This window comes from Pseudogracilibacillus amylolyticus (SeqCode) (genome assembly GCF_051918545.1).
Classification (GTDB): domain Bacteria; phylum Bacillota; class Bacilli; order Bacillales; family Amphibacillaceae; genus Pseudogracilibacillus.
In genome coordinates this window covers 18,018-29,217 of record NZ_JBPPZG010000028.1, presented here as the reverse complement: position 1 = coordinate 29,217, position 11,200 = coordinate 18,018, and the positions used below count along the sequence as shown (strand labels likewise).

11 protein-coding genes and 1 pseudogene are annotated in these 11,200 nt (G+C 35.1%); 9 read left to right on the top strand and 3 right to left on the bottom strand.

Going from position 1 to position 11,200, the window contains the following annotated elements:
* The 5 genes and pseudogenes from ACPYKA_RS05235 to ACPYKA_RS05215 form a co-directional block, all read left to right on the top strand.
* Positions 1–221 (top strand): annotated as a pseudogene (locus ACPYKA_RS05235) (RpiR family transcriptional regulator); the annotation flags it as partial.
* A gap of 220 nt (positions 222–441) precedes the next feature.
* On the top strand, positions 442–1,350 hold the full coding sequence (murQ, locus tag ACPYKA_RS05230) for an N-acetylmuramic acid 6-phosphate etherase (protein WP_479541330.1): 909 nt from the start codon (positions 442–444) through the stop codon (positions 1,348–1,350).
* An 86-nt stretch (positions 1,351–1,436) separates the two neighbouring features.
* A complete protein-coding gene (locus ACPYKA_RS05225; protein ID WP_479541332.1) occupies positions 1,437–2,750 on the top strand; it encodes an ABC transporter substrate-binding protein in 1,314 nt (437 codons plus the stop codon).
* 92 nt (positions 2,751–2,842) lie between these two features.
* Entirely contained in the window at positions 2,843–3,736 is an 894-nt protein-coding gene (locus tag ACPYKA_RS05220) for a carbohydrate ABC transporter permease (RefSeq protein WP_479541329.1), read from the top strand.
* 31 nt (positions 3,737–3,767) lie between these two features.
* Positions 3,768–4,610, top strand: a complete 843-nt coding sequence (locus ACPYKA_RS05215) for a carbohydrate ABC transporter permease (protein WP_479541328.1) — start codon at positions 3,768–3,770, stop codon at positions 4,608–4,610.
* A 226-nt stretch (positions 4,611–4,836) separates the two neighbouring features.
* On the opposite strand, the gene ACPYKA_RS05210 is transcribed toward ACPYKA_RS05215, so the two are convergent.
* The gene (locus tag ACPYKA_RS05210; RefSeq protein ID WP_479541327.1) at positions 4,837–5,994 is read right to left on the bottom strand and encodes an AI-2E family transporter; all 1,158 of its coding nucleotides are present in this window, start codon (positions 5,992–5,994) and stop codon (positions 4,837–4,839) included.
* Between the two features lie 478 nt (positions 5,995–6,472).
* Positions 6,473–7,738 carry an ATP-binding protein gene (locus ACPYKA_RS05205; RefSeq protein ID WP_479541326.1) on the bottom strand — a complete coding sequence of 422 codons (1,266 nt, stop codon included), beginning with the start codon at positions 7,736–7,738 and terminating at the stop codon, positions 6,473–6,475.
* A 173-nt stretch (positions 7,739–7,911) separates the two neighbouring features.
* Between ACPYKA_RS05205 and ACPYKA_RS05200 the strand changes: the two genes are divergently transcribed.
* The 4 genes from ACPYKA_RS05200 to ytxJ all read left to right on the top strand — a co-directional run bounded on the left by ACPYKA_RS05200 (position 7,912) and on the right by ytxJ (position 10,525).
* On the top strand, positions 7,912–8,739 hold the full coding sequence (locus tag ACPYKA_RS05200) for a squalene/phytoene synthase family protein (RefSeq protein WP_479541325.1): 828 nt from the start codon (positions 7,912–7,914) through the stop codon (positions 8,737–8,739).
* 476 nt (positions 8,740–9,215) lie between these two features.
* A complete protein-coding gene (locus tag ACPYKA_RS05195) occupies positions 9,216–9,419 on the top strand; it encodes a helix-turn-helix transcriptional regulator (protein WP_336263066.1) in 204 nt (67 codons plus the stop codon).
* Positions 9,420–10,097 carry a DUF3169 family protein gene (locus ACPYKA_RS05190; protein WP_479541324.1) on the top strand — a complete coding sequence of 226 codons (678 nt, stop codon included), beginning with the start codon at positions 9,420–9,422 and terminating at the stop codon, positions 10,095–10,097.
* A gap of 83 nt (positions 10,098–10,180) precedes the next feature.
* Positions 10,181–10,525 carry a bacillithiol system redox-active protein YtxJ gene (gene ytxJ / locus ACPYKA_RS05185; protein ID WP_479541323.1) on the top strand — a complete coding sequence of 115 codons (345 nt, stop codon included), beginning with the start codon at positions 10,181–10,183 and terminating at the stop codon, positions 10,523–10,525.
* A gap of 251 nt (positions 10,526–10,776) precedes the next feature.
* Here the strand turns inward: ytxJ and ACPYKA_RS05180 are convergent, their stop codons facing one another.
* Positions 10,777–11,169 (bottom strand): hypothetical protein, encoded by a 393-nt coding sequence (locus ACPYKA_RS05180; RefSeq protein ID WP_479541322.1) that lies wholly within the window; start codon positions 11,167–11,169, stop codon positions 10,777–10,779.
* Positions 11,170–11,200 lie beyond the last annotated feature (31 nt).

The window sequence follows — 11,200 nt, the reverse complement described above, 5'->3', positions numbered from 1 at the left end:
GATATGGGAGCTCGCCCGTAAATCAGTTAGCAGATATTAAATTGCATACATCTTCTTCCAGGGAAGCTACATTCAGAAGTGCAGCAACCTCATCCCGAATTGCGCAGTTACATATTATCGATATTCTATTTATGTGTCTAGCCTCGGAAGAATATGAGAATACGATAAGTTATTTAGATGAAACGAGGGAGGCAATTACCTTTTTAAAAAATCAATCTTAAGATATTGAAATTTTATTACTATTTTTTAAAAATACATTGACATAAAAGTTCAATTTGCCTATAATAATAAAAAATGACACAAAAAATAAAAAACCTCAAAATGTAAACGCTATCTCTTCTAAGTTGAAATTTGATAAGTAAATGCTACGGTCATCCTTTATCAACTCGTTTAGAGAAGCGTTTTTTTATGGAAGATTATTGATGTTTGGGGGAGAGACGATTGGAACTTTCTAAATTAACAACAGAGCAAAGAAATCCAAATAGCACGAATTTGGATGAAATGACAACTAAAATGATGTTACGAACAATTAATAATGAAGATAAAAAGATCGCGTATGCAGTGGAGAAAGTATTAGATTTAATCGAAATCGCTGTCAATAAAATTTATGAAGCTTTGCGTAAAGGTGGAAGGTTGTTTTATGTAGGAGCTGGAACAAGTGGACGTTTAGGTGTAATGGATGCTTCTGAATGCCCGCCTACATTTATGGTATCAAAAGAGATGGTACAGACAGTAATGGCAGGTGGAGATAAGGCTTTTCTATATGCTGCAGAAGGTGCAGAGGATGAGGAGAGTCAAGGCTTTCAAGATTTAAAAAAGTGTTCGCTCACATCCAATGATGTAGTATTAGGAATTACAGCAAGCGGCAGAACGCCATATCCGATCGGTGCTTTAAAATATGCAGCAGAAATTGGTGCTTACACAATCTCATTATCAAGCAATAATCATTCACAGATTAGTAAATATGCAGATTGTCAGATAGAAGTAGTCGTCGGGCCTGAGGTATTAACTGGATCGACTAGAATGAAAGCTGCAACCTCGCATAAAATGGTATTAAATATGATTAGTACCTCCGTTATGGTGAAACTAGGAAAAGTGTATGAGAATTTAATGGTTGATGTACATGCGAGTAATTACAAACTTAGAGAACGAGCAAAACGTACTGTTATGGAAGTGACCGATAGTACATATGAGGAAGCGGAAAATGTGCTCGTTGCAGCGAATTACAAGGTAAAACTAGCAATTATTATGATAGAATTGGGAGTTTCTTTTGAAGAAGCAGAAGAGGCCCTTGAAGCAAGTAATGGCTATGTAAGGGAGGCGATTCGTTTATTAGCTAACCAATTGTGAGCAGTTGCTATAAACAAAGTGAAAAAGAAGGGGGAAATAATGTGAGTTCTTTATTAAAACGCCGTGGGTTACTTTTATTGGTCATCATGCTTATGACAGTATTTATTGTTGCCTGTTCATCGAATGAGGATGCTGCAAGTGAGAGTGAAAAATCGGAAGACCCAGAAACAAATGAGGAAGGAAGCTCAGATGGGGAACTTTCAGGTGATCTTGAGATCCAGTACTTTGTTGGTGGATATGGGGATTCTTGGTGGAAAGAAGTTATCGCTGATTTCCAGGCTAAGCATCCGGATTTAAATATTATTGAACATGCCGGTCCAAACATTAACGACGAAATGCGCTCCCGTTGGGTGTCAAATGATCCGCCCGATGTTGTCTATATTGATGGTGCTGGATCAAGTGAAACACAGATGGTTGAAGACGGACAGCTAATGAATTTAACGGAATGGGTGCAAGATATTGAACTAGAAAATGGCGATAAACTAATTGACAGTTTTATTGTCCAGCCAGGTACGTTTGACGGAGAAATTTATTCGTTACCACTAGTTTTTGATACGTGGGGGACATGGTATGATAAAGCATGGTTTGAGGAAGAAGGCTATACCGTTCCGACAGATTTTGATAGTTTCATGGAATCGATGAAAGAAATTAAGGATAAAGAAGGAATCGACCCGTTTGTAACGAGTGGACAGCACCCATATTACTTCTTAAGAGGTATGTTATTCCCTGCATTTGGTGCAGCTGGAGGAGAGGAATTACTTGCTGATGTCATTCAAGGAAAAGAAGGGGCATGGACGAGTGATGTTGTTCTTGAAACGATGAAAAAAGTAGAGGAAATGCAGAAAGAAGGTATGTTTGATTCTGGGCTTGGTGCGCTGAACCATACGCAATCACAAATGAATTTCTTGCTTCATGATAACGCCTTTATCCCGGTAGGTTTTTGGTTACCAAATGAAATGGCAAATGATATACCAGACGGTTTTGATTTCGGTTTTATTCCATCACCTATGCAAGATGCCGGTGAGCCATTTGCAATTGTACCAGACTTAAGGCCATTGGCAATAGCTGAGGAAGCGAAAAACCCTGAAGCTGCAAAAGCTTTTGTAGAATTCGTGTTCACAAGAGAATATGCCATGTCATTTTCAGAACATACAGGCGCAATAATGAATTTGACAGGTGTTGATTTAACAGAAAATGATAACGTTCCAGCATATTTAACAGAGGCAAACGCGATGATTAATGACCCAGATCAAGTACAGATCTATGAAAAACCTCATCCTATGAGTGCAGATTTGGAAACTCCGGTTGGTGATGCATTGATGTCACTGATGCTTGGAAATATGACCGCTGAAGAATTTACTGAAGCGGCAGAAAAAGCAGCGGCAGATTATCGAGAGTAGAACGGATAATAATGGAATGAAGAGGCATGCTTTACTTGCTTCTTCATTCCATCCTGTTTTTTAAACGTCTTAAAGTGAAAAGGGTGAATCAGATGGTTCAGTCAAAAAAACAGCGATATTTATTTTTAGCATTTTGTATCCTACCAACCTTTATTTTATTTGCAATTTTTACTCTATATCCTTTATTTAGTGGTTTGTATTATTCTTTCTTTGATTGGTCAGGATCTTCTAACGTTAAAACATTTATTGGACTTGGTAACTATAAAAAGTTATTTACCGACTCCATTATTCCAAAAACAATCATTCACGATTATTTTCTCGTAGTAACAAAGGTAATCGGAATTATGGCGATGGCGCTTTTTTTTGCCGTTGCTTTAACACAACTAAAAATAAAAGAAGCGCCATTTTATCGGATTGTCTTCTTTTTTCCTAATATTATGTCGGTCGTCGTGATCGGGATTTTATGGACGTTTATATATAATCCTAATTTAGGGCTAGTTAATTCAGGTTTAGAATTTTTAGGGCTTGAAAACCTTACAAGGCCTTGGTTAGGGGATGAAAAATGGGCATTACCTAGTATTGTTTTACCAGCAATTTGGGCTGGGATTGGACTATTTATGCTGATGTTAATGGGTGGAATAGCAAATGTTGATAAGAGTTTTTATGAAGCTGCCGAGATTGATGGAGCAAGTGAGTGGCAACAATTTTGGAAAATCACGGTTCCGCTCATTTGGCCACAAATTAAAATAGCGGTTCTATATATTGTAATTACAACGTTAAACGGCTCTTTTATCCTTGTTCAAGTCATGACAAAAGGTGGTCCCAATAATGCGACACATGTGATGGGTTCCTATCTTTATCAACAAGCATTTGTGCAGTTTCATTTCGGATATGGCGCTACGATCGGGGTAATGATTTTAGTTTTATCGTTAATCACCGTATTTATTTTACAAATTTTTATGAGACGTGAAAAAGTAGAATACTAAAATGATTTGCTCAAAGAGAGAGGTGAAAGCGATGAAGCCGACAGTTGGTGAAAGAGTTGGACGAATTGGCATACGAATTCCATTAGTTTTATGGTCAATTGCAGTGCTTTACCCAATTTTATGGATGTTTATCGGTTCTTTTAAATCAAATGCAGAAATTTACCGGAATCCTTGGGGGTTTCCTGAATCATTTAGTTTAGACAATTTTATCCATGCATGGACGAACTATAATATTAATACAAGTGTTTTTAATAGTTTAATTGTCACTATTCTTGGTGCATTATTGACACTTATTTTAGCGATACCGACAGCTTATGCAATTGAAAGAATGCCTTTTCGTGGAAGTAATTTTTTATTTACGCTGTATATTTCCGCAATGATGATCCCAATGGTTCTTGGTTGGATTCCTTTATTTTTCTTATTAAATAATTTAAACTTACTTGATAATATTTTTGGTCTAACGCTTGTTTATGCAGTTAGTCAATTGCCGTTTACTATTTTTGTATTAACCAGTTTCATTAGTACGATTCCCAAATCTTTAGAGGAGTCTGCAGCGATGGATGGGATGACTCCTTATGGTGTATTATGGAAGATCATAACCCCTTTAACAACTTCAGGAATCATTACAGTTACAATTATGAATACGATTCAATTTTGGAATGAATATTTTATGGCGTTAATCTTTTTACAAAGTCAAGAAAATTATACATTAGCGCTGGCCATTGATTATATTAGTAGTGAAGCGGAATATACGAATGCGTGGGGGACTTTATTTGCTAGTCTTGTTATAGCGATTGTTCCGGTTATCGTACTTTATATCATATTCCAAAGACGAATTGCTAAAGGGATGGTAGAAGGAGCGATTAAAGGATAAAGAATAATAAACCGTGAATAAGAACGAGGTTTCGCCACTCAGCATCTTTTCTCGCGACTCGTCATGTTGCGTGAGCGACTCAGCATCTTATTTTTCGACTCGTCATGTTGTGTGAGTGACTCAACATCATTATTTCTCGTTACCAAATATTATCGAAATAAGTACGCCCCGCTTGGAGGCTAAGACAATGCCTCCGAGCAGGGCGCTACAACCTTTGTTTAGTAGTCTAATTGTTTCCGTCTTCTTCATATGCTCCGTATTTTTCACCGTAATAATAGTTATAACGTTTTTTAAATTTCTCATAGATGTATTGAACGATAACTTTAATGAGAGCATAACCGGGAATACCTAAAATAACCCCAACTAGTCCGAATAAATTTCCTGCTACAAGTAAAACAAAAATGATGGTAAGTGGATGGACTTTCATTGTTTTCCCCATGACATTCGGAGAAATAAAATTTCCTTCTAAAAATTGTACAGCCGCCCAAACAATTGCTAATTTTAATAGCATAAAGGGGGAGTGAACAATTGCGATAATAATTGCCGGTGATATAGCAATAATTGGACCTAAATATGGAACAACACTTGTTACCGCAGCAATGAGAGCTAAAATAATTGCATAATCTAGGCCAATAATCAAATACCCAATATAAAGTAAAATCCCAATACATGTTGCAACAATAATTTGCCCTTGAATATAGGAACCAACTTGTTCATCCATGTTTCTTAAAATTAGGTTTACATCTGAACGATATCTTGGAGGAAGCAGATTAATAGTATACTTTTTAAATGCTGTTCCATCTTTTAATAAAAAGAATAAGATAATCGGAAAGGTAATGATCGTCACAACCACAGTTGTAACAGTTGTTGCAATATTTCTAATTCCTTGATACGCATTGTCAAGATAATTTCCAATTTGTTGTGGTAAGTTACTTAAATTTGCCACAACCCAATCATATCCTTGCTCATAATACGTTTCAAATATAGATGCTTGCATCCATGATTGGATACTTAGTCCCATTTGGTTTAAGTAAGAGGGAAATCTATTGATTAAATCTTTAATCTGTGACTCTACAACTGGTGCAATCATAATAGTTAGTCCGGTTATCAGACCACCGATTCCTAGAATTAATATTATAATTCCCCAAATTCTTTTAATGCGAAAGCGTTCCAAGAGATTAACGATCGGATTTAATAAATAATAAGCAATAAACGCTAAAACAATGGGTGGAAATAAGGTTGAAAAAATGACTGTTAAGGGATTAAAAATAAATGCAACTTTATCATAAATAAATATGACGATCCCTAACAGTATTAGGACTAAAAGGATAAATATTAAGTCACGACCACCGATAAACTTCATAAATCTACTCGAAAATTTCATTTACGGTCTCCTTTGGAAAAATAATCGAGATGATCAATCAGCATCTCTGTGTTATTTTTTATTAAGACTATTTTCGTAATTTATTGTTTTTTATTATCTTAGTTGAAGTAAACTGTGACATAACTCCGGATAGTAATTATTCCATAGCTACGGAAATACACTTCGTTTCTGCAAGCACGACGTCCTACCTTCAAAGATTTCCTTAGTAACCGTACTTATTGTATTGTTCTTAGAAGGGTAACGATTAAAACTTTATTGTGCCCGTTCTCCTTGGATTATCGCTAAAAGGGGAACGATTAGCACTTAATCATGCCCGTTTTCCTTGGATTATCGCTAAAAGGGGAACGATTAGCCTCTATATGCCCGTGTTCTATGTTTTTAATGTCGCAGTTTATGGATTTTGTAATTTTAAACAACAATGTTTTAGAAAAAAGCTATTATTTAAAAGTATACTATTAGTCTAACATTAATTGATAAATTAAAACCCTAATTTTTCATCATAATCTTCCATTTCAAAGTCTTGTTTCATCGTTTTTTTATGATTCTCTTTTAATTCTTCAATAATTTTATCTACGTCTACTTTTTTCTCATAATGCCATTCCAATGCCATGGACATATATAGTTCATTTAATTGTGCTATCGATAGTCCTTTTGTTTTCTCAGCAATATAATCAATTTTATTTTCATCAACAAATTGGACTACTTGTTTATTGATTAAATATTCTCGACGTAGTTCTGTACTCGGTTGTTTTATCTCATAAGCACGATCGAAGCGACCAGCTCGATTAATTAAAGCAGGATCGATTTTTTCGGGATAATTGGTTGTTCCAATTAGAAAAATTCCTTCTTTTGTTGTCGCGCCGTCTAATGTATTTAGAAAAAATGAACGACATTCATAAGGCATGGAATCAATATCTTCAATGATTAAGATAACAGGTGCTAGTTTTTTAGTTGTTTGAAACACCTCATCGATTGAATAACTTGAAGTATATTCGGTTATTTGCCAATAAACAACAGGGGCATCAACACTCCCGGCAATTGATTTCACTAATGTTGTTTTCCCATTACCTGGATTTCCGTATAACAAAATACCGCGCTTGTACGGGATGTCATACATTTTAAAGAAAGTCCCGCTTTTAGAGAAAAACTCATCGATGGAACGAAAAATATCTTTTTTAACATTGTCTGCTAGTAAAACATCATCCCGATGAATTTGTTTTGTAATTTCTTCTTTTGATCGTTCCAATCCTTCTTCCGTATCTGTTAATACAGTAATCCCATGGAGCATAAACTTTCTTTCTTTATCAATCATTTCTTTAATAAATGTTAAGATACTTTCATCATCCACAGCAAAGATAAATTCTAATGGATAATCAGCATGACTTTGGTAGATAGTGATAGTTGCATAAGCAACTTGATACTTTTCGAAGTAAATTAAATTATTTTCTTCCGAATATGAGATGAAATAATCTTCGTTGTCTGTATAATGAATTTTTCTAGCACTAATATGATCGAAAATAGGAGATACTACTTCAATATCAGGTGAATTATTTTTTAACATCTGAATTATTGCACTGTTTAATTCTTCAAAACCGTCTTCTGATGAATAAATTTTAAAAGTTTTCCCAGTCTTATCATATAAAGTTTTTACAACCTTTTCAATTGCAATCGCATAATCGTAATAATGTGGCATTGTTTTTCGTTCTATTTCTGTAAATTTAATTAATGAACTGTTATCAGTCATCTTGCATTTTCCCTTCAAGTGTTTATGTAATGAGAGGATTATAATCCAATACCATTCAAATGTAAATATAAATCTAAAATTTTTTAGAAAAAAAGAAAAAAGTAATATGGTAAGAAATATTTGCGATTCTTTGCTATACTTGAATTAGAGTCCGCATAAGGAGGAAACGTAAGTTGAGTTATCAAGCTAAGCTAGAAAAGGAAGCAATGCATGTATTAAAGGAGACAAGCCGTACTTTTTATATCCCTATTACATTATTAAAGCGAGAACTTAGATTAACAGTTGGTTCTGCTTATTTATGTATGCGTGCCATCGATGAAATTGAGGATCATGAGACGTTAGCGGCTGATGTGAAGCAGAATCTTTTACAAAATACTGAAAAGTTATTATTGGAAGATGGCGAGTTTGATCAGCATGCTTACTTACGTTCCATTGAACCGTACCAACTGAAGTTACCAGAAGTTACGATCCGACTAGCTGACTGGATTAAAGTTTGCCCAGAAGGTATCGTTGGAAAAGTAAGAGAAGCTACAGCTGAAATGGCTGGTGGAATGGCGGACTGGGTAAAAAGAGATTGGTTAATAAAAACGAAAGATGATCTAGATAATTATACTTATTATGTAGCAGGGCTCGTTGGAGTTATGCTTTCTGATATATGGAAATGGTATGACGGAACGGAAACGGATCAAGATTTAGCAATTGGATTTGGAAGAGGATTACAAGCCGTAAATATATTGCGTAATCAACATGAGGATTATACGGAACGCGGGGTTCGCTTTATCCCCGAAGGATGGAGCAGGGATGATGTATTTGAGTATGCTAACGAAAATTTACGCCTTGGTGAACAATATTTGAAAGATATTAAAACACGAACAATTTCACTGTTTTGTAAAATACCATTAGCTTTAGCGAAACGAACATTAGAAGCAATGGAAGCTGGAAAAGAGAAAATATCGCGTCAAGAAGTAGAAGAAGTAGTTGCAGAAATAAAGAACGAGTAAAAAAAGATTGCCTGGGATGATTAGGCAATCTTTTTTTTGAACAAAAAAGCGAAGGCGCAGTCCCCTTCAAATTGCGTCAGCAATTAGTGGGGGAGGTTCACTCCTGTGGATGGAATATTGCGGATAAAATTGCATCGCACCTATATTTGTATAGAATCGCTGATAAAATAGCAATCGCGCTGATATTAGCGTAGAATCGCTGATAAAATTGCACCGCGCCGATATTTACGCAGAAGCGCCAATAAAATAACGGTTGCGCTGATATTTGTGCAGAACTTCCCCGCTGATATTTACCCCAACACCGCCGGTAAAATGTACACCTCCTATCACGCTACCAAGAAACATACATATAGCAAACTTCAAAGCAGACAGAGTAAAATTTACAAACCATAATTGACTAACTTACGTTTAATTTTGACAAATATACTTGTCAAAATTAAACGTATCCTTTACAATTAATTCAGAGGTGATGATATTTGAAAAGTCGACTGAAAGAACTTCGCGCACGAGAAGGGCTCAATCAAACACAACTTGCAAAATTAGCGAAAGTGTCGAGACAAACGATTAGTTTAATCGAACGTGAAGAGTTTGTTCCCTCCTTATTGATTGCAGTTCGAATTGCACGTATTTTTGAAGAGCCGATTGAAAACATATTTTTCTTTGAGGAGGATGAATTGTAAATGAAAATTATAATACAACTGTTAATAGGTGCTGTTGTCGGGTTTTTTGGAGCGTATTTTATGTTAAGTATTTCTTCTATAGATTTATTAACATATGCTGATGGAATTGTGGCTGGATTATTAGGTATCGTTTTTATCCTATTAGGATGGAGTTTTCTTTTACACATGCAGATAAAAAAATTAGAGAGTAAGAATTTACAAGGTGATGAAGAAGATGAAATTGATCTTTTAAAGTACAAAAAGTTTAGTGATTACTCATTATTTTCACAATCTAGTTCAATTATTGCATTATTGGCGTTATGTGTTGTATTAATGACTACAAAAAATATGGTGCTGATCGTAGTTGGAATCATTATCGCAGTTATTAGTTATTTATTTCAAGCCTCTATGGCAAACTTAATGCGTTTTGTTTACCCTGAACGTGAAATACCTAGTATGTCTGATTCAAAGTATGCCAAAAAGTTATTAGAATCGACTGATGATGGAGAAAGGTACATCATGTTAAATGGACTGTATAAAACTTACCATTTGGCAAATTCAATTTTAATTTTCGCGATGGTAGGTGCAACCCTTTATTCTGTCTTTACTGAAAACTCACAAGTTTTTTCTGTAGTTCTCATGGCGATTGTATTACTTGTGTTAAATAGAAACTACTTGTTCGCTGTTCGTAATAAATAAAAATACACCAAACTGATTATTTGTATCAAGGATGAATTATCCTTAAAATAGAGGCGAATGCTATAAAGACAAGGAGGATTTACATGACAGAATTAAAAGAACTTTTAGAAATTGACGATTTAAATGAAGTGTGGGATACTTCAACAGAAAAACCAGTCATACTTTTTAAGCAAAGCACCACTTGTCCAATTAGTGCTGAAGCATTTGCTGAATTTCAACGTTTTTTAGATAACAATGAAGAAGATATTGGAGCATTTTATGTAAAGGTGAGAGAAACTCGTCCAGTGTCTGATCAAATTGCAGAGGACTTAGGGATCCGGCACCAATCACCACAAGCGTTTGTTTTGAAAAATAAAGAAGCAGTTTGGAATGCTTCTCATGATAAGATAACAGAAGATAGTCTGTATGACGCGTTACAAAACGCATAATTTAAAAAGAGGATAAGATAAAAGCATATAAGTCATAGAAATCCGAACTGTAATACAATTTTTTCATAAAACTGTATTCGTTCGGATTTTTTTAATTTTCATAAACTGCAATCTAAACAAGCGTACTCTTTGCTCGTTATCAAAGTAATTATGATCTAATGGGGTTTTAGGGTAACATTTTAGGATTAATATTCTTCCTAAAATTATTTGTATAAAGTGGAATCTTTAATTATGTCCAACCACTTTTTACATTACTTTTCCGCCTCACCCGAAAATGTAACGAGTAAAAATAAAAAGAAACTAAGAAGTAAAATTACTCCGCCACCTATATATATTGGTAATATAATTACTTTAACATCGCCAAACGGCTGCAAATATTGCATCCATAGTCCGATCGATAAACCGGTAGCACCAACAATTCCGGTCCATCCTTGAGCAGCCATTAATTTTGGTGCTTTCACACGATATGCTTTATAATAAATTCCCCAGGCAAATAATGACAACCAGCCGACAACTAATATGTGGGCATGCACAGGTCGAAAGGCAAGAGAGCCTGCTCCAGCCATATGGGAACCTAATACTGCACCAACTAGTCCAAATATTGCGGAAAAACGAATTAGTCGTTTACTCCAAATTTCATGCATGATAATTCCTCCTGTTCAAATGCTGTCTTTA

What these genes read in the sequence shown, in the direction of transcription:
- ACPYKA_RS05225 (WP_479541332.1), top strand. Translation starts at nt 1,437, where the DNA reads ATGCTTATGACAGTATTTATTGTTGCCTGTTCATCGAATGAGGATGCT.
- ACPYKA_RS05220 (WP_479541329.1), top strand. Translation starts at nt 2,843, where the DNA reads ATGGTTCAGTCAAAAAAACAGCGATATTTATTTTTAGCATTTTGTATC.
- ACPYKA_RS05215 (WP_479541328.1), top strand. Translation starts at nt 3,768, where the DNA reads ATGAAGCCGACAGTTGGTGAAAGAGTTGGACGAATTGGCATACGAATT.
- ACPYKA_RS05210 (WP_479541327.1), bottom strand. Translation starts at nt 5,994, where the DNA reads ATGAAATTTTCGAGTAGATTTATGAAGTTTATCGGTGGTCGTGACTTA.
- ACPYKA_RS05205 (WP_479541326.1), bottom strand. Translation starts at nt 7,738, where the DNA reads ATGACTGATAACAGTTCATTAATTAAATTTACAGAAATAGAACGAAAA.
- ACPYKA_RS05190 (WP_479541324.1), top strand. Translation starts at nt 9,420, where the DNA reads ATGAAAATTATAATACAACTGTTAATAGGTGCTGTTGTCGGGTTTTTT.
- ytxJ (WP_479541323.1), top strand. Translation starts at nt 10,181, where the DNA reads ATGACAGAATTAAAAGAACTTTTAGAAATTGACGATTTAAATGAAGTG.
- ACPYKA_RS05180 (WP_479541322.1), bottom strand. Translation starts at nt 11,169, where the DNA reads ATGCATGAAATTTGGAGTAAACGACTAATTCGTTTTTCCGCAATATTT.